At 61.7% G+C, this 18,039-nt stretch carries 16 protein-coding genes; 11 read left to right on the forward strand and 5 right to left on the reverse strand.

What is annotated here, in order from left to right; translation table 11 throughout:
• The first annotated feature begins 1 nt into the window (after window position 1).
• Both HU762_RS18350 and mmsB read left to right on the forward strand, forming a co-directional pair.
• The gene (locus HU762_RS18350; protein ID WP_186639409.1) at window positions 2-1,528 is read left to right on the forward strand and encodes a CoA-acylating methylmalonate-semialdehyde dehydrogenase; all 1,527 of its coding nucleotides are present in this window, start codon (window positions 2-4) and stop codon (window positions 1,526-1,528) included.
• A 10-nt stretch (window positions 1,529-1,538) separates the two neighbouring features.
• Window positions 1,539-2,435 (forward strand): 3-hydroxyisobutyrate dehydrogenase, encoded by an 897-nt coding sequence (mmsB, locus tag HU762_RS18355; RefSeq protein ID WP_186639411.1) that lies wholly within the window; start codon window positions 1,539-1,541, stop codon window positions 2,433-2,435.
• Between the two features lie 68 nt (window positions 2,436-2,503).
• Here mmsB and HU762_RS18360 read toward each other — a convergent pair whose 3' ends face one another.
• Together HU762_RS18360 and HU762_RS18365 are read right to left on the reverse strand one after the other, a co-directional pair.
• Window positions 2,504-2,848: a cupin domain-containing protein gene (locus HU762_RS18360; protein ID WP_186639413.1), complete on the reverse strand. Its 345-nt coding sequence runs from the start codon at window positions 2,846-2,848 to the stop codon at window positions 2,504-2,506.
• A gap of 97 nt (window positions 2,849-2,945) precedes the next feature.
• On the reverse strand, window positions 2,946-3,827 hold the full coding sequence (locus tag HU762_RS18365) for a LysR substrate-binding domain-containing protein (protein ID WP_186639415.1): 882 nt from the start codon (window positions 3,825-3,827) through the stop codon (window positions 2,946-2,948).
• An 86-nt stretch (window positions 3,828-3,913) separates the two neighbouring features.
• On the opposite strand from HU762_RS18365, the gene HU762_RS18370 reads away from it, so the two are divergent.
• The gene (locus HU762_RS18370) at window positions 3,914-4,678 is read left to right on the forward strand and encodes a sulfite exporter TauE/SafE family protein (RefSeq protein ID WP_186639432.1); all 765 of its coding nucleotides are present in this window, start codon (window positions 3,914-3,916) and stop codon (window positions 4,676-4,678) included.
• Here HU762_RS18370 and HU762_RS18375 read toward each other — a convergent pair.
• Window positions 4,668-4,982: a putative quinol monooxygenase gene (locus HU762_RS18375; RefSeq protein ID WP_186639434.1), complete on the reverse strand. Its 315-nt coding sequence runs from the start codon at window positions 4,980-4,982 to the stop codon at window positions 4,668-4,670. The genes HU762_RS18370 and HU762_RS18375 overlap by 11 nt on opposite strands.
• A gap of 198 nt (window positions 4,983-5,180) precedes the next feature.
• On the opposite strand from HU762_RS18375, the gene HU762_RS18380 reads away from it, so the two are divergent.
• The 3 genes from HU762_RS18380 to HU762_RS18390 all read left to right on the forward strand — a co-directional run bounded on the left by HU762_RS18380 (window position 5,181) and on the right by HU762_RS18390 (window position 7,749).
• The gene (locus HU762_RS18380; protein ID WP_186639436.1) at window positions 5,181-5,771 is read left to right on the forward strand and encodes an NAD(P)H-dependent oxidoreductase; all 591 of its coding nucleotides are present in this window, start codon (window positions 5,181-5,183) and stop codon (window positions 5,769-5,771) included.
• Between the two features lie 69 nt (window positions 5,772-5,840).
• Entirely contained in the window at window positions 5,841-6,752 is a 912-nt protein-coding gene (locus tag HU762_RS18385) for a LysR substrate-binding domain-containing protein (RefSeq protein WP_186639438.1), read from the forward strand.
• 103 nt (window positions 6,753-6,855) lie between these two features.
• On the forward strand, window positions 6,856-7,749 hold the full coding sequence (locus HU762_RS18390) for an NAD-dependent epimerase/dehydratase family protein (RefSeq protein WP_186639440.1): 894 nt from the start codon (window positions 6,856-6,858) through the stop codon (window positions 7,747-7,749).
• A gap of 94 nt (window positions 7,750-7,843) precedes the next feature.
• On the opposite strand, the gene HU762_RS18395 is transcribed toward HU762_RS18390, so the two are convergent.
• Window positions 7,844-9,289, reverse strand: a complete 1,446-nt coding sequence (locus HU762_RS18395) for a SulP family inorganic anion transporter (RefSeq protein WP_186639442.1) — start codon at window positions 9,287-9,289, stop codon at window positions 7,844-7,846.
• A gap of 441 nt (window positions 9,290-9,730) precedes the next feature.
• Between HU762_RS18395 and HU762_RS18400 the strand changes: the two genes are divergently transcribed.
• The 4 genes from HU762_RS18400 (at window position 9,731) to HU762_RS18415 (ending at window position 13,944) form a co-directional block, all read left to right on the forward strand.
• A complete protein-coding gene (locus tag HU762_RS18400) occupies window positions 9,731-11,080 on the forward strand; it encodes a gluconate:H+ symporter (RefSeq protein ID WP_186612206.1) in 1,350 nt (449 codons plus the stop codon).
• A gap of 24 nt (window positions 11,081-11,104) precedes the next feature.
• Window positions 11,105-11,965 (forward strand): MurR/RpiR family transcriptional regulator, encoded by an 861-nt coding sequence (locus HU762_RS18405; RefSeq protein WP_186612205.1) that lies wholly within the window; start codon window positions 11,105-11,107, stop codon window positions 11,963-11,965.
• A 1-nt stretch (window position 11,966) separates the two neighbouring features.
• Window positions 11,967-13,433, forward strand: a complete 1,467-nt coding sequence (locus HU762_RS18410) for a D-aminoacylase (RefSeq protein ID WP_186639444.1) — start codon at window positions 11,967-11,969, stop codon at window positions 13,431-13,433.
• A gap of 142 nt (window positions 13,434-13,575) precedes the next feature.
• Window positions 13,576-13,944 carry a glyoxalase superfamily protein gene (locus HU762_RS18415; protein WP_186639446.1) on the forward strand — a complete coding sequence of 123 codons (369 nt, stop codon included), beginning with the start codon at window positions 13,576-13,578 and terminating at the stop codon, window positions 13,942-13,944.
• 12 nt (window positions 13,945-13,956) lie between these two features.
• Here the strand turns inward: HU762_RS18415 and HU762_RS18420 are convergent, their stop codons facing one another.
• Window positions 13,957-15,876, reverse strand: a complete 1,920-nt coding sequence (locus HU762_RS18420; protein WP_186639448.1) for a methyl-accepting chemotaxis protein — start codon at window positions 15,874-15,876, stop codon at window positions 13,957-13,959.
• Between the two features lie 452 nt (window positions 15,877-16,328).
• Here HU762_RS18420 and HU762_RS18425 point away from each other — a divergent pair, with 452 nt between their 5' ends.
• Window positions 16,329-18,035 (forward strand): ShlB/FhaC/HecB family hemolysin secretion/activation protein, encoded by a 1,707-nt coding sequence (locus HU762_RS18425; RefSeq protein ID WP_186639450.1) that lies wholly within the window; start codon window positions 16,329-16,331, stop codon window positions 18,033-18,035.
• The last annotated feature ends 4 nt before the right edge of the window (window positions 18,036-18,039 follow it).

An 18,039-nucleotide genomic window follows, 5' to 3' on the forward strand; every position in this document is an offset into this window, starting at 1 on the left:
CATGAACGTTTCCCTTACGCCCAGCGATACCACTCTGCAAACCGTCAAGTTGTTGATCAATGGCGAGTGGGTTGAATCCCAATCCAGCGAATGGCATGACATCGTCAACCCGGCCACCCAACAGGTGCTGGCGAGGGTCCCGTTTGCCACTGCGCCGGAAGTCGACGCTGCCATCGCCGCCGCCCAGCGTGCCTTCCAGACCTGGAAACTGACGCCCATCGGTGCGCGGATGCGCATCATGCTCAAGCTCCAGGCGTTGATCCGTGAGCACTCCAAGCGCATCGCCGCGGTGCTCAGCGCCGAGCAGGGCAAGACCATTGCTGACGCCGAGGGCGATATTTTCCGTGGCCTGGAAGTGGTCGAGCACGCCTGTTCCATCGGCACCCTGCAAATGGGCGAGTTTGCCGAGAACGTCGCCGGTGGCGTGGACACCTACACGCTGCGCCAGCCGATCGGTGTGTGCGCGGGCATCACCCCGTTCAACTTCCCGGCAATGATCCCGCTGTGGATGTTCCCGATGGCCATCGCCTGCGGTAATACCTTCGTGCTCAAGCCGTCCGAGCAGGATCCGCTGTCGACCATGTTGCTGGTAGAGCTGGCCATCGAGGCCGGCGTGCCGCCGGGAGTGCTCAACGTGGTGCATGGCGGCAAGGACGTGGTGGATGCGCTCTGCACCCACAAGGACATCAAGGCGGTTTCCTTCGTCGGTTCGACGGCGGTTGGCACCCATGTCTATGACTTGGCGGGCCGTCACGGCAAACGCGTGCAATCGATGATGGGCGCCAAGAACCACGCGGTCGTGCTGCCGGATGCCAATCGCGAGCAAACCCTCAATGCCTTGGTAGGTGCCGGTTTCGGCGCGGCGGGCCAGCGCTGCATGGCGACCTCGGTCGTGGTGATGGTGGGCGCGGCCAAACAATGGTTGCCGGAACTCAAGGCCCTGGCGCAAAAACTCAAGGTCAACGCGGGCAGCGAGCCGGGTACCGACGTCGGCCCGGTGATTTCCAAGCGGGCCAAGGCGCGCATCCTCGAATTGATCGAAAGCGGCGTGCAGCAAGGCGCGAAGCTTGAACTGGACGGTCGCGACATCAGCGTACCGGGCTTCGAGCAGGGCAACTTCGTTGGCCCAACGCTGTTTTCCGGCGTGACCACCGACATGCGCATCTACACCGAAGAAATCTTTGGCCCGGTGCTGGTGGTGCTGGAAGTCGACACCCTGGATCAGGCGATTGCCTTGGTCAATGCCAATCCATTTGGCAACGGCACCGGCTTGTTCACCCAGAGCGGGGCGGCGGCGCGCAAGTTCCAGAGCGAAATCGACGTCGGCCAAGTGGGCATCAATATCCCGATCCCGGTGCCGGTGCCGCTCTTCAGCTTCACCGGTTCTCGCGGTTCGAAACTCGGCGACCTCGGTCCGTACGGCAAACAAGTGGTGCAGTTCTACACTCAGACCAAGACCGTTACCGCGCGCTGGTTCGATGATGACAGCGTCAACGACGGTGTGAACACCACCATCAATTTGCGTTGAGGAGCCGGACATGAATATCGCATTTATCGGCCTGGGCAACATGGGCGCGCCGATGGCGCGCAACCTGCTCAAGGCCGGCCATTCGCTGAATCTGTTCGACCTGAACCAGACCGTGCTGGCCGAGCTCGCGGCATTGGGCGGCACCATCAGCGCCTCGCCTCGTGATGCGGCGCAAGGCGCGGCGCTGGTAATTACCATGCTTCCGGCTGCCGCTCATGTGCGCAGTGTCTGGCTCGGTGAGGACGGCGTGCTCGCTGGCATCGCCGCCGGCACGCCGGCGGTGGATTGCAGCACCATCGATCCGCAAACCGCCCGCGATGTAGCGGCTGCCGCTGCCAGGCAAGGCGTGGCCATGGCCGATGCGCCTGTCTCGGGCGGCACCGGCGGCGCGGCGGCAGGCACCCTGACCTTCATGGTGGGCGCCACGCCTGAATTGTTCGCGACCTTGCAGCCTGTGCTGGGGCAAATGGGCCGCAACATCGTGCATTGTGGCGAAGTCGGCACCGGGCAGATCGCCAAGATCTGCAACAACCTGCTGCTTGGGATTTCCATGGTCGGCGTCAGCGAAGCGATGGCGCTCGGTGATGCCTTGGGGATCGACACGCAAGTGCTGGCCAGCATCATCAACAGTTCGACGGGTCGTTGCTGGAGCTCGGACACCTATAACCCATGGCCCGGCGTGATCGAGACGGCTCCGGCGGCGCGAGGTTACACCGGCGGTTTCGGCGCCGACCTGATGCTCAAGGACCTGGGCCTGGCCACCGAAGCCGCGCGACAGGCCCGTCAGCCGGTGATACTCGGCGCGGTGGCGCAGCAGTTGTATCAGGCAATGAGCCAACGGGGCGAAGGCGGGAAAGATTTTTCGGCGATTGTGAACAGCTATCGCAAGCCGCAACAGGACCTTTGATATCGAGAGGCTTTTGTGGCGAGGGAGATCCCTCCCTCGCCACACAGGGGGCTCTCGGTTTTTTTGTTTCAGGCAAACACGAAATATTTGCGCACGGTCTCGACCACTTCCCAGGTGCCTTTCATGCCTGGCTCAACGACAAAAATGTCACCGGCCCGCAGGTGAATCGGCGCCATCCCGTCCGGGGTAATCACGCAGTAGCCTTCCTGGAAATGGCAGTACTCCCACTTCACATAATCCACACGCCATTTGCCAGGTGTGCAGATCCAGGTGCCCATGATCTTGCTGCCGTCTTCGCTGGTGTAGGCATTGAGGTTGACGGTATGTGGGTCGCCTTCGAGTTTTTCCCATTTGCAGGCATCGAGTACGGGCAGCGGATGGGTGTCGCGCAGGACGGTGAGGGGGGCGGTCATGTGAGCTCCGAAAGGGGCAGGAAAGAACCTGCACCCTAGCGTGGCGCGAGACCTGGCAGATGCCTGTGCTCGACACCGGGCTGTCCAGAAGCGCGCGTCACTCGGCCAAATGCCTGGCCATGGCTTTGGCATACGCGGGCAAACGTTCGAAATTGCGCGCGCATAACAACAATGCCCGGTGTGCCCAGGCTTCCTGCAGCGGGACGCAATGAAACGCAGGCTCGCGCGTGCGGCGCTCAATTGCGGCGTTCGGCACGATGGCAATGCCCGCGCCATGGGCCACCATGCGGATCACCCCGTCGAAACCGTCGGCGCGAATGCGGATCTGCATGCGTGAGCCGAGGTGCAGTGCCTGCTCCTCCAGATGGATTGCCAAGGCGCTTGATGCGTTCAGGCCTACATAGTCGTGGCCGAGGGTTTCGCTGAAACTCGGCGTGCGGCCGTCAGCCAAAGGGTGTCCGGCCGGTAGGATCAAGACCAATGGATCATCGCGAAAAGGCCAGGTTTGAAGGCCGCTGGTATCCACCGCGTCGGAAACGATGCCCAGGTCTGCCGCACCTTGGCGAAGCGCGTGGGTAATCCGGGCGCTGGGCAACTCTTGCTGATCAATGTCGAGGTTCGCATGGGCCTTGAGAAAGCTCGCCAGCAACTCCGGCAGGTATTCGGTCATGGCGCTGGTGTTGCACAACAGCCGCACTCGACCTTTGACGCCTTTGGCGTATTCGCTCAGGTCCTGCTGCAGATGCTCGGCGTGTTGCAGCAGGACCCGGGCATGCTGGGCCAAGGCTTTGCCCGCCGGCGTCGGGGTGACGCCGCGCCGCCCGCGTTCGAGCAAGGCGATGCCCAGGGAGGCTTCCATGGCGCGGACTCGCGCACTCGCCGCCGCCAGGGATAAATGGCTGTTGGCAGCGCCGGCGGTGATATTGCCGGTATCGAGGATGTTCAGGTAGAGCCGCAAGTCAATGAGGTCGAAGTGCATGGAAAACTCCAGCCTCTTGCAGGAAGAGAGGCTGCCTGAGTATATGACAGATTTTCAAGCAAACGCTCGCGGCGCAGGATACGCCCATGAATACACTTATCGCGTTTTATCAGAACCTCGGCCCGACGCTGTCTCTGTTGGTCATTGGCACCTTCCTGCTGGCCGGCACGATCAAGGGCGTGATTGGCCTCGGGCTGCCGACCATCTCCATGGGTTTGCTCGGGCTGGCTATGGCGCCGACGCAGGCTGCGGCGTTGCTGATCATTCCGGCAACGCTGACCAACGTTTGGCAATTGGCGTTCGGCGGGCATTTGCGAGCGCTTATCCGGCGTTTATGGCCGCTGCTGCTGGCGATTTTCATCGGCACCGGTCTCGGCACGCTGTGGATCGGCATGGTGGGCGGCGCTTGGGCGGTGCGGGCACTCGGTGCCGCGCTGGTGTTGTATGCATTGAGTGGGCTGTTGTTGCCAACGCTGCGGGTTAACGCCAGCAGCGAACACTGGCTCGCTCCGCTCTGCGGCCTGCTGACCGGTGTGATCACTTCGGCGACTGGCGTGTTCGTCATCCCGGCGGTGCCGTACCTGCAAGCGTTGGGCTTGAGCAAGGATGAACTGGTGCAAGCCCTCGGCCTGTCATTCACCGTCTCGACACTGGCCTTGGCGACCGGCCTGCTATGGCGTGGCGCCCTGGGCGGCGGCGAGTTGAGCGCTTCGCTGCTGGCGTTGGTGCCGGCGCTGTTGGGGATGTGGCTGGGGCAATGGCTGCGCCAGCGAATCAGCGCCGTGTTGTTCAAACGGGTCTTTTTCGTCGGCCTCGGCGTGCTTGGCGGCCATCTGTTGATCAGCGGCTAGCCGAGGATGGACTGAGCATGTCGACGCGGCGGATATCGAAGTCGCGTTCCAGATAATCCATGCGCTGCTCAAAGAACTGCTTCATATGCGGCAAGTCCGAATGCACGTCCAGGTCGGCCTTGGACGCCCAGATCTCATAGAAGATGAACAGCGTCGGGTCCTGCTGGTCGCGCAGCATGTGGTATTCGATGCAGCCGGGCTCGGCGCGGCTCGGTTCGACGTAGGCGCGAAACAGCGCTTCGAAGGCTTCGGCTTGTTCGGGGCGGGTCTTGGCGTACAGGATAAAACCGTGCTGCTGGCTCATGGGAGAGTCCTGGAATGACCGTTTGAGTGTATTTTACGGCAACAATCAGCGGCTCATTTTTGCGTATTGGTCAAATCAGTTTTGCCATAGCAGTGCTTACTCCGCGCGTAAGTCCCCGATATTCTGCCGCCATCATTTTCAACCGTCCCTTCGCCAACCGCTCAACGGCGCACGCCAGGGGACCTGATGAGGCTCTTCATGAAAAAAGTCCTGCTGCTCAACGGCGGTAAACAATTCGCCCACTCAGACGGTCGCTACAACACCACTCTTCATGACACGGCGGTCAGCGTATTGGACCGCGGCGGTTTCGATGTGAAAACCACCTTCATCGACGGCGGCTACGACATCAAGGAAGAAGTCGCCAAGTTTCTCTGGGCCGACGTAATCATCTACCAGATGCCGGGCTGGTGGATGGGCGCGCCATGGACCGTGAAGAAATACATCGACGAGGTCTTCACCGAAGGCCACGGCAGCCTCTATGCCAGCGACGGTCGCACCCGTTCCGACGCATCGCAAAAATACGGCAGCGGCGGCCTCGTGCAGGGCAAGCAATACATGCTGTCGCTGACCTGGAACGCCCCGCAACAAGCCTTCGACGACCCGACTGACTTCTTCGAAGCCAAGGGCGTGGACGCCGTGTATTTCCCCTTTCACAAAGCCAACCAATTCCTCGGCATGACCGGGCTGCCGACGTTCCTCTGCGTGGACGTGATGAAGCGTCCCAACATCGAAGAGGATGTGGCGCGGTATGAGCGGCATTTGATTGAGGTGTTCGGCCTTTCGCGGTAATCCGGCTAGTATCAGGCTTCACCTGAAGCAGCCTTGGCACATTGGATGTGCACCCATGAGAGGACGCCTGTGAAAGCCAGATCCGACGAGTTGCAGATCTTCGTCTGCGTGATCGAATGCGGATCGATTTCCGCCGCCGCCGAGCAGGTCGGACAGACGCCATCGGCGGTCAGCCGCACGTTGTCGCGCCTGGAAGCCAAGCTCGATACCACGCTGATCAACCGCACCACGCGCCGCATGGACCTGACCGAGGAGGGGAAATATTTCTTCGAGCAGGCCAAGGGTATTCTCGACCAGATGGACGAGCTGGAAGAGCGCCTGTCGTCCCGCCAGAAGAACCCCGCCGGGCGCTTGCGGATCAATGCCGCCTCGCCGTTCATGTTGCACGCCATCGTTCCGCACATCGAAGAGTTCCGCACGCTCTACCCGGACATCCAGCTTGAGCTCAACAGCAACGACCTGATCATCGATTTGCTGGAGCAAAGCACCGACGTTGCCATCCGCATCGGCACCCTCACTGACTCGACGCTGCACGCGCGGTCGCTGGGCTGCAGTCCGTTGCACATCCTGGCCAGCCCGGCGTACCTCAAGCGGCACGGCACACCTACAAGCGTCGCCGAGCTGGCCGAGCATTCGCTGCTGGGTTTCGCTCAGAACGACGGCCTCAACCAGTGGCCGCTGCGCCACGTTCACGGGGACCGCTGGCCGATCCAGCCGGCTATCAGCGCGTCCAGCGGCGAAACGGTGCGTCACCTGGCGCTGCAAGGGCAGGGCATCGCTTGCTTGTCGGACTTCATGACCCGCGACGACATCAGCGCCGGTCGTCTCAAGGTATTGCTGGCCGATGCCAACAGCGGCTACCGCCAGCCGATCAACGCGGTGTACTACCGCAACTCCCAGCTGGCATTGCGGATCCAGTGCTTTTTGGACTTCATCCAAGGCAAACTTGCCGGGTACGCTTCGCGAGAGTTCAAAGGCTGATTCGTGACTTCAAGGCAAGAGTGATTTGGGCAATGTGGGCTGTTTCGGCAAGGACCGGCCCTCGATACTCATTCCATCACTGATCTGGCCAAGGAGTTATCCCATGAACGTATTTGTTACCGGCGCCGCCGGTTTTATCGGCGGTTCCATTGCCACTGGTCTCGTGCGGGCCGGGCATCGCGTCACCGGCCTGGTGCGCACCGCCGAACAGGCCAACGAACTGATCGCCTTGGGCATCGAGCCGGTGATCGGCACCCTAGACGACAGCACGCTACTGGCCGAACAGGCCCTTGCCGCGGATGCGGTGATCAACGCCGCCAGCAGCGACCACCGTGGCGCGGTCGAAGCGTTGGTCGAGGCGCTCAGAGGCTCGAACAAAGCGCTGTTGCACACCAGCGGTTCGAGCATCGTCGGCGATGCATCGGGCGGTCGCGCCAGCAATGACATCTACTACGAAAACAACCTGCCGCAACCCACCGTCGACAAGGCGGCGCGAGTCGCGATCGACAACCTGATCCTCGACGCCGCGAAGGATGGCGTGAATTCGGCGGTCATCTGTAACACGCTGATCTACGGCCACAGCCTGGGTGTCAAGCGTGACAGCGTGCAACTGCCGCGCCTGCTCAAACAGGCACGCAAAAGCGCAGTGGTGCGGCATGTCGGTCCGGGGCAGAACATCTGGTCTAACGTGCACATCGAGGACGTGGTCGAGCTGTACAAGCTGGCGCTGACTCGCAATGTGCCCGGCACGTTCTATTTCGTCGAAAGCGGCGAAGCTTCTTTCATCGAAATGACCACTGCGATGGCCCGGGCGCTGGACCTTGGCGAACCGCAAGACTGGCCGCTGGCCGACGCCGAGGCTGAGTGGGGCTACGAAATGGCCAATTACGGCCTGGGCTCCAACAGCCGCGTGCGCGGCAAGAATGCTCGTGAACTGTTGGGCTGGACGCCGAAGCGGACGTCAGTGGTGGCGTGGATTCTTGATGAGATGGTATGAATCCAGACCCGATCGACAGGGGCGAAGGTGACGTTGTGGCGAGGGAATAAAACCCCTCGCCACAAGTGTGTTCAGCCAAGCTATTCGCCGGTCATCAGTCGTGATGCACACCCGCGCGCTTGAGCATCTGCTTGCAACGCTCCGACAGATGAAATACCCGCAAGTGCTTGCCTGCTTTGCTGTACCGCTCACGCAAGGTCTTCAGCGCGGCGATGGCCGAGTAATCGACGAAGCTCAGATGACGGCAATCCAGGGTCACCAGGTCCGGGTCGTTGGCCGGGTCGAACTGGTTGAGGAACGGTGTCGTCGAGGCGAAGAACAGCGTGCCGTGCAAGCGATAGAGTTTGCTGCCGTCTGCTTCCAGGTGCGCGTCGGCGTAAAGCTCCAGAGCTTGTTGCCAGGCGAAATTGAGCGCCGCGATGACGATCCCGCACAGTACGGCCATCGCCAGGTCGGTGAACACGGTGATGGTCGTGACCGCAACGATCACCAGCACATCATTCTTTGGCACTTTGTTGATCACCCGCAGTGAGGCCCAGGCGAAGGTCTGTTGCGACACCACGAACATCACCCCCACCAGCGCGGCCAACGGAATGCGCTCGATCAATGGCGACAGGAACAGCACGAACAGCAACACCATCACCCCGGCCACGACGCCGGATAACCGGCCGCGACCGCCAGAGCTGAGGTTGATCACGGTCTGGCCGATCATCGCGCAACCGCCCATCCCACCGAACAAACCGGACGCCAGGTTTGCCGCACCCAACGCCACGCACTCACGGTCCGGGTAGCCACGGCTTTGAGTGATTTCGTCGGTCAGGTTCAGGGTCAGCAGCGTTTCCAGCAGGCCGACCATGGCCATCACCACGGCATAGGGCGCGATGATTTGCAGGGTTTCCAGGTTCCAGGGAATGTCCGGCAAGGCGAAGGCCGGCAAGCCGCCGGCGATGTGCGCCATGTCGCCCAACGTGCGGGTCGGCAGGCCGAGCAAGTAGACCGCCAGGCCAACGCCGAGGATCGCCACCAGGGCCGGCGGCACGCTGCGGGTCAGGCGCGGCAGCAGGTAGACAATGGCCATCGTCAGCGCCACAAGACCCGCCATCAGGTACAGCGCAGTACCGCTCAGCCAACTTCCGTCGCTTTTGAAATGCTCCAATTGAGCCAGGGCGATGACGATGGCGAGGCCGTTGACGAACCCGAGCATCACCGGGTGCGGGACCATGCGCACCAGCTTGCCCAATCGCAACAGTCCGAACGCCATCATGATCAGCCCGCCCAACAGGATCGTGGCCAGCAAGTATTGCGCGCCGTGTTGCACCACCAGCGCGACGATCACCACCGCCATCGACCCCGCTGCGCCCGACACCATGCCGGGCCGTCCGCCGAACAGGGCGGTCAGCGTGCAGATGATAAACGCGCCATACAGCCCCATCAGTGGATTGAGGTGGGCCACCAAGGCGAAGGCGATGCATTCGGGCAGCAACGCGAAAGAAGTGGTGAGGCCGGCAAGGGCGTCGGCGCGAAGACGAGCTGGTTTCATGGTTTACCTGACTGGGCGCCGGTTGAGAATCGGCTGCCGGAAGTGGTGCAGAAAAACAGGGGGCGATGGTACGGAGTTGAGGCGCTGGCGGCCAGCCATTGGTCGATTGTGTTGATCTGGGGTGATCGTTCCCACGCTCTGCGCGGGAATGCATCCCGTGACGCTCTGCGTCACCTTGCGAAAGTGGAACGCGGAGCGTCCCTGGTGGCGTTCCCACGCGGGAGCGTGGGAACGATCAAACTCAGCGGGAGCAAGCTCCGTCGCCACAGCGGGGCGATGAAAGTCTTGCGGGGAATTTTCATCCATGCCGCGTCGCGATATCCGTCAGCGACATTTCTTGTCTGCGTACGAAAATTACTTTCAATGGGTTTGAAGAATCGTCGTCGAAATGATTTATGAGTTTCACAACACATCGACGTGACCCCATTCGAGGAGTAACGCATGGCACCTGCTTTCGGTTATTGGCTGTTGGTCTACGCGGCCATCGCGATCATTGCGTTGATCGTCCTGATCGCCCGCTATCGGTTGAATCCCTTCATCGTGATTACCCTGGTTTCCATCGGCCTGGCGTTGCTGGCCGGGATGCCGCCGTCCAGTGTCGTCGGCGCCTACGAGGCGGGTGTCGGCAAGACGTTAGGGCACATCGCCTTGGTGGTCGCATTGGGCACGATGCTCGGCAAGATGATGGCCGAGTCCGGCGGAGCGGAGCGGATGGCGCAGACGCTGATCGAGCGCTTCGGCGAGCGTAACGCTCACTGGGCAATGGTCTGCATCGCGTTCCTGGTGGGCTTGCCATTATTTTTCGAGGTCGGCTTCGTGCTGCTGGTGCCCATCGCCTTTACCATCGCCCGGCGTGTCGGTGTGTCGATTTTGATGGTGGGGCTGCCGATGGTCGCCGGGCTCTCGGTGGTTCATGCGCTGGTGCCGCCGCATCCGGCGGCGATGCTGGCGGTGCAGGCGTTCCAGGCCTCGGTGGGACAGACCTTGCTGTACGCGATCCTGATCGGCATCCCCACCGCGATCATCGCAGGTCCCCTGTACGCCAAATTCATCGTGCCACGTATCCAACTGCCGGCGGATAACCCGCTGGAGCGGCAATTTCTTGAGCGCGAACCTCGAGCCAACCTGCCAGGGTTTGGCCTGACGCTGGGCACGATTTTGCTGCCGGTGGTCCTGATGCTGATCGGCGGCTGGGCCAACCTGATCTCCACGCCGGGCAGCGGTTTCAACCAGTTCCTGCTGTTCATCGGCAACTCGGTGATCGCCTTGCTGCTGGCGACCATCCTCAGCTTCTGGACCCTCGGCCTGGCCCAGGGCTTCAACCGCGAATCGATCCTTAAATTCACCAACGAATGCCTGGCGCCGACGGCCAGTATCACCTTGCTGGTGGGCGCGGGCGGTGGTTTGAACCGGATCCTGGTGGACGCCGGGGTGACCCAGCAAATCGTTGGCCTGGCCCAGGAATTCCAGCTGTCACCGCTGGTCATGGGCTGGTTGTTCGCCGCGTTGATGCGCGTCGCCACGGGCTCGGCCACGGTGGCGATGACCACGGCCTCGGGCATCGTCGCCCCCGTGGCGATCGGCCTGGGTTACCCCCATCCCGAGTTGCTGGTGCTGGCGACCGGGGCCGGGTCGGTTATCTTTTCCCACGTCAACGACGGTGGCTTCTGGCTGATCAAGGAATACTTCAATATGACCGTCACCCAAACCTTCAAGACCTGGACCGTGCTCGAGACGCTGATCTCCCTCGTCGCGTTCGGCCTGACCCTCGGGCTTGCGCGCGTGCTCTGAGCGCGCCCCAACAAAGGTGCCGTCATGGATATTCTTTACCAGATCCGCTCCCGTCAGGATTCCTTCAGCGCCGGGGAAGGACGAATCGCCCGGCTGATGCTCGACGACGTCGGCTTTGCCGCCTCCGCCAGCCTGGATGAACTGGCCCAGCGTGCCGACGTCAGCAGCGCCACGCTGTCGCGTTTTGCCCGGACGGTCGGCTGCCGGGACTTGCGCGATTTGCGCCTGCAACTGGCCCAGGCCAGCGGCGTAGGCAGCCGCTTCCTCGACCCCACCGGCGCCCCCGAACAATCGGCGTTTTATGGACAGATCGTCGGCGATATCGAGTCGACCCTGCGCCAGCACTTGTCCGCGTTCGAGGAGTCACGGTTCGGCGACGCGGCGCGGATGATCGGTAAAGCGCGGATGATTCACGCGTTCGGGCTCGGTGGTTGGTCGGCGTTGTGCAGCGAAGAATTGCAGGTGCGCCTGGTGCGTTTTGGCTATCCGATTGCCGCGTGCCGCGACCCGGTGATGATGCGCATCACCGCCACTTCGTTGAGCGACCAGCATCTGGTCATTGCCTGCTCACTGACCGGTATCACCCCGGAACTGTTGGGTGCGGTCGAGTTGGCCCGCAGCTACGGCGCAGCGATCCTGGCCATCACCCGCACCGACTCGCCCTTGGCGCGCCTGGCCGATGTGTTGTTGCCGCTTCAGGGCGCCGAAACGTCCTTCATCTATAAACCGACGGCGGCGCGCTACGGCATGCTACTGGCCATCGATGTGCTCGCCACTGAACTGGCGCTGGCTCACCCCGAAGACAATCAAGAGCGTCTGCGGCGGGTCAAGCTCGCCTTGGACGACTACCGCGGCGGCGATGACGATTTGCCGCTGGGAGACTGACATGCAATACGACACGCTTATCCGCAACGCCCTGGTGATCGATGGCACTGACAGGCCCGGCTACAACGCCGACGTGGCGATCCATGCCGGTCGCATCGCGCGCATTGGCGATCTGCGCGATGCCCGGGCGACAGAGGAAATCGACGCCGCCTGCCGTGTGCTGGCGCCGGGGTTCATCGACGTGCACACCCACGACGACACGGTGGTGATACGCCAGCCGCAAATGCTGCCCAAACTCAGCCAGGGCGTGACCACGGTGATTGTCGGCAATTGCGGGATCAGCGCCTCGCCGGTCAGCCTGCGCGGCGATCCGCCGGACCCGATGAACCTGCTGGGCACCGCCAGTGCGTTCGCCTACCCGCGCTTCGGTGATTATCGTTCGGCGGTGGAGGCCGCCGCTCCGGCGGTCAACGTGGCAGCGCTGGTCGGGCACACGGCCTTGCGCAGTAATCACCTGGACGATCTGCTGCGCACCGCCAGCGCGGGAGAAATCGCCGCCATGCGTGAGCAGTTGCGCGAAAGCCTGGAGGACGGTGCGCTGGGGCTGTCCACCGGCCTGGCCTACGCCAACGCGTTTTGCGCATCCACCGATGAAGTCATGCAACTGAGCGAAGAATTGGCCGCGTTCGGTGCGGTCTACACCACCCATTTGCGCAGCGAGTTCGAGCCGGTGTTGGAAGCCATGGACGAGGCGTTCCAGATAGGCCGTCACGCACGCAGCCCAGTGATCATTTCCCACCTCAAATGCGCGGGCGCGGGAAATTGGGGTCGTAGTCCACAGGTGCTCGCCGCCCTGGAAAATGCCGCGAAGAACCATCCAGTCGGCTGCGACTGCTATCCCTACGCGGCGAGCTCGTCCACCTTGGACCTCAAGCAAGTGACCGATGCCCATCGCATCACCATCACCTGGTCGACGCCACATCCGCACATGAGCGGTCGGGATCTGACGGACATTGCCGCCGAATGGGACGTGCCGCTGATGGAAGCGGCGCGCCGCCTGCAACCGGCCGGCGCGGTTTACTACGGCATGGACGAAAGCGACGTAAGACGAATCCTTGCACACCCGTTGTCCATGGTCGGCTCCGACGGTCTGCCCGAAGACCCGTTTCCCCATCCGCGCTTGTGGGGAGCTTTCCCACGGGTGCTCGGACATTTCAGTCGAGATATCGGGCTTTTTCCATTGCACACGGCCGTGCACAAAATGACCGGGCTTTCAGCGGCGCGCTTCGGCTTGAAGGGCCGTGGTGAAGTTCGTGAAGGACATTGGGCGGACCTGGTGTTGTTCAATCCCCAGACCATTCGCGACGTTGCCGACTTCAACGAACCGCAAAGGGCCGCCGAAGGCATTGATGGCGTTTGGGTCAACGGCGTCCTGAGTTACCGCGATGGGCAAGCCAATGGACAAAGGGAGGGTCGGTTCCTGGCGCGCGAAGGTGATTTGCGCCAAGGATTTTCAGCCGTTTTATAGCGATTGAAGGCAGTTAAGCGCCTGATTTTGCTTTAATTGACGCCAGGATAATGGCATTGCGACACTAAAGAAGCCGGAATCAAGGCCGAAGCATTGGGGTCAACCCATCTAAACTGGGTCTATTTCAGCCAGGGAGCAACCCATGAGCTTCGGTAAAACCACCCCAATCCTGCGGATTTTCGATGAAGCCAAGGCGTTGGCGTTCTACGTCGACTTCCTGGGCTTTACCGTCGACTGGCAACACCGCTTTGGTGACGACTTTCCGCTGTACTTGCAAGTCTCCCGTGGCGATTGCGTGCTGCACCTGTCCGAGCACCATGGCGACTGCACACCGGGCTCGGCGCTGCGGATCGAGACCGATGAGCTCGAAGCGTTCCAGCAGCAACTGCTGGACAAGCCATACCGCTACGCCCGTCCACACATCCAGGCCATGCCCTGGGGAAGCCAGGACATGACGATCAGCGATCCGTTTGGGAATCGGTTGGTGTTTACTAATGCGATCAGTGTGTAACGGCGACTGTAATCAAACCCTGAAATGGCTGACCATCTGCTGCAACTGACTTCCCAAGCGCGCCAGTTCAACACTGGACGCCGCCGTTTCTTCACTCGCGGCGGCGGTCTGTTCGGAGACGTCGCGCACATTGATGATGCTGCGGCTGATTTCCTCGGCCACGGCACTTTGCTGCTCGGCGGCGGCGGCGATCTGCTGGTTCATCGACTGGATGTTCGACACCGTGCGGGTGATGTTCTCCAGTGACACACCCGCCTTGCGCGTCAGGGCGACGCTGCTGTCGGTGAGGGTGCGGCTGTTGTTCATCACGGCGGCCACTTGCTGGGTGCCGTTCTGCAGGCCGGCTACCAGGCCTTCGATTTCCTCAGTGGATTTCTGAGTACGTTGGGCCAGGCCACGGACCTCGTCGGCAACGACGGCGAAACCACGACCGGCCTCGCCGGCGCGGGCGGCTTCGATGGCGGCGTTGAGCGCCAGCAGGTTGGTCTGTTCGGCCACGGCTTTGATCACGTCCATGACCGCGCCGATCTTGTCGCTTTCCTGTTGCAGCACGCTCATGGCGTCGGTGGAACGTTCCACTTCGCTGGCCAGGCGTTCAATCTGGGCGATGGCTTCGTTGACCACCTGATCGCCGGCACGGGCCTCGCCGTCCGCGGCGGCTGCTGCCTGGGAGGCTTCTTCGGCGTTGCGGGCGACTTCCTGGACCGTGGCGGTCATCTCATGCATGGCGGTCGCCACCTGGTCGGTCTCGACTTTCTGGCTGTTGACCCCGGCGCTGGTCTGCTCGGTGACGGCCGACAACTCTTCGGCGGCGCTGGCGATCTGGGTCACGCCATCGCGGATGCCGCTGATCAGGTCGCGCAGGGTCACGCCCATGCGGGCGATGCCTTGTTGCAGCACACCCAACTCATCGCGACGGGTGACGATGACGTTCTGCGAGAGGTCGCCACTGGCGATGCGTTCGACCACGGCCAGGGTTTCGCGCAGCGGGCGGGTGATCTGGCGGGTGATGATGACGGCGGCGATGATGCCGACCAGCAACGCCAGCAAGGTGCTGACCAGTTGCAACGTGCGGGCCTGGGCGCTTTCAGCGTCGCGACGGTCGAGCTGGATCTGGTACAGCTGTTCACTCAAGGACACGATGGTCGCGCCTTGATCGGTCATTTCCTTGCGCGCCTGCACCACATCGGCCATGGCCGATTTGAACGCCTGCACGGCGCTGCGGTATTGGACCAGGATCGCTTCCAGCTGACGCAACTCATCCTGCCGAGTGCTGGCGAAATGTTCACTGAGCGGCTTGAGCGAAGTGATGGCGGCGTCCAGTTGGGCGAACGCCTTGCGTTCGGTATCGGCCGTGCTGTTGGCGGTGTAGCCGCGCACTTCGTAGCGGGCCAGCATGAAAGCCTGCTTGGCCTGGGTGATGGCCTGGAACGGGGCGAAGCGTTCGTCGCCGACGGCCATTTGCTGCACATCGGCGTCGATCGCTTCGATCAGCTTGTAGGCCGCCTCGGCATTCGCGCCCATGGTGTCGCGGGCGCTATTGCCGGTGCGGTAGGCGCCGCGCATTTTGTTCAGCGACACCTGATAGGCGCTGATGGTCGCGCTCTGCTCTTTGAGCAGCTTGACGTTCTCGGGGCTCTTGAAACTGCTGAGCAGCGAATTCTGTTGCGCCACGAATCCGTCGAGGGCGGTCTGCACAGTCTGCGCAACGGTTTCGTCGCCGTTGGCCAGCATGTATTGCAGGCGGGTGACACGAAGTTTGGTCAGGCCGGCGTTGAGTTGGGTGATGTCGCTCATCCAGTTGCTGCGGTCGATCAGACCGCCCAGGCTGGTCCAACTGGTCAGGGCCAGGAGACAGGTCAGTACCAGCACCAGGCCAAAACCCAGGCCCAGTTTCATGTTGACGCTAATGTTGCCAAACCAGCTATTCATCAAATTCCTCCAGGAACGTTGTGCTGCTTGTCGTCAGTTGGCTGGAAGATTGTTGTTGTTAAGAGCCAGCAAATACGTTTAACGGGGTTGTATCGGCGGCGTGTCCTGAATCTGAAAGTTTTTTTACCCGAGGAGGAAATACAGGCAAAAAAAAGCCCGCGGGAGAGCGGGCTAAAACCTTAGTTTCTTGAATGAGCGAGGGGACTGTAACGGATCGCATGCTGGCCTTGGGTGAAGAAAAGTTTATCCGGCGCAGCTTCACGCGGTTCCGAAAGCTGCTGATAAAAGACGGACTTTGAGACGCATCCTGTGAGATGCGTCTCTTTTTTGCTTGGAAAATGTCCGCTCTCTTGAACCGAAATCGATATGCAGGGTCTGGTATGCGCGAAGCCGGTCTCCGTCGTTGGCCTGCTTGCAAGCTTGCTGTCTTTTTTGGAATCGAGGGATCGAACATGTCTTTGTCTGCCTTAGGGATGAGGTGCGCCGTTGCGTCGCTGTGTTTTCTGGCGACGAACATTGCCGTCGCAGCACCAACCCCCGGCGACACGGACTTGATCCGCGAGCGCCAGAACCGCCTGCTGGAAGAGCAACGCCGGCGTCTCGAAGAACTCAAGGACCTGCCAGGCAAGGAAGCCAAGCCGACCCAGCCGACAAAGCCTGCCGATACCCGTTGTTTTCTTATCAAGACCATCGAACTCAAAGGCGCCGACAGTCTCTCGGCCCGTGAGCGCGAGCGGTTGCTTGAACCCTATCTCGGCCAATGCCTCGGTGTGCCGCAGCTCAACGAACTGCTCAAGGTCATCACCGACCGTTACCTCGAAAAGGGCCTGGTGACCAGTCGCGCTTACTTGCCACAACAGGACCTGTCCAGCGGTCATCTGCAAGTGCTGGTGGTCGAGGGGCGGCTGGAAGGGTTGAAGGGTGACGATGGCAGCGGCCTGTCCGAGCGGGAGCTGGCGATGAGTTTTCCCGGCAAGCCCGGTGAGCTGCTCAATTTGCGGGACATTGAGCAGATGGTCGATCAACTCAACCGTCTGCCGTCCAACAATGCCCAGATGGAGCTGACGCCGGGGCAGAACATCGGCGGCAGCGAAGTGCTGGTCAAGAACACTGCGCAGAAGCCTTGGCGCGCAGGCCTGTCTCGGCACAACGACGGACAGAAAAGCACCGGCGAACAGCAATGGGGAGTCTCCCTGGATTGGGACAGCCCCTTGGGCCTGGCCGATCAACTGGCCTTGCGTGGCGGTCGCGATGCCATCAGCGATCACGACAAGACCTCTCGCAACGGCATGCTCTATTACAACGTGCCGTTTGGCTGGTGGAACCTGACCTACAGCTACAGCCAAAGCGAGTACCGGGCGCTGGCCCAGGCCAACGGTTTCAGCTTACAACAGCGCGGTGACAGCCAGAATCACCAGTTGCTCCTGGAACGCGTGATTCATCGCGACGCCGTGAGCAAGACGTCGCTCAATACGGGCCTGGCGTACCTGCGTACCAATAACTTCGTCGCCGACAGCAAGCTCACGGACAGCAGCAATCGCATCAGTGAGGCGCAGTTCGGCATCAACCATGGCCGGCGGATCGGTAGCGCCTTCGTCAACCTCGACCTGGGCATGCAGAACGGTATCGGCGCCCTCGACGCCCAGGGCGACCACGACCCGGGCCCTGGCCTGCCGGATGCGCGCTATCGCAAATACACCGCCACCCTGAGTTACTTGCAGCCGTTCATGCTGGGCGGCGAGTCCTTCAGTTTCAGCAGTCTGATGACCGGCCAGCGCAGCGAGGACGCGTTATTCAGTCCCCAGCGCATGAGCCTGGGCGGGCTGTCCTCGATTCGCGGTTACAAGGACCAGACGCTTGCCGGTGACAGCGGCGGTTACTGGCGCAACGACCTGCGCTGGAGCCGTCCGGTGACGCTGGAATGGCTGCGCCCGGTGTTCGCCGAATACGGCACCAGCCTCGGCTATGACCAGGGTGTGATTCGCGGCACCCGCTACAACGGTAGCGAGCACGGGCGCATGTCGAGCAACTCCCTAGAGTTGTTCGCCCGTGGTGAGCACCTGAGCGCCAGCGTGACCTTTGCCCATTCCCTGGAACGCCCGGATGCCCTGACCGAGCGCGAAGCGCCGATCTACTTCCGTTTGGACGTATCCATTTAATTTG

The sequence above is a fragment of the Pseudomonas sp. SWRI92 genome (genome assembly GCF_014268685.1).
Classification (GTDB): Bacteria; Pseudomonadota; Gammaproteobacteria; order Pseudomonadales; family Pseudomonadaceae; genus Aquipseudomonas; species Aquipseudomonas marvdashtae.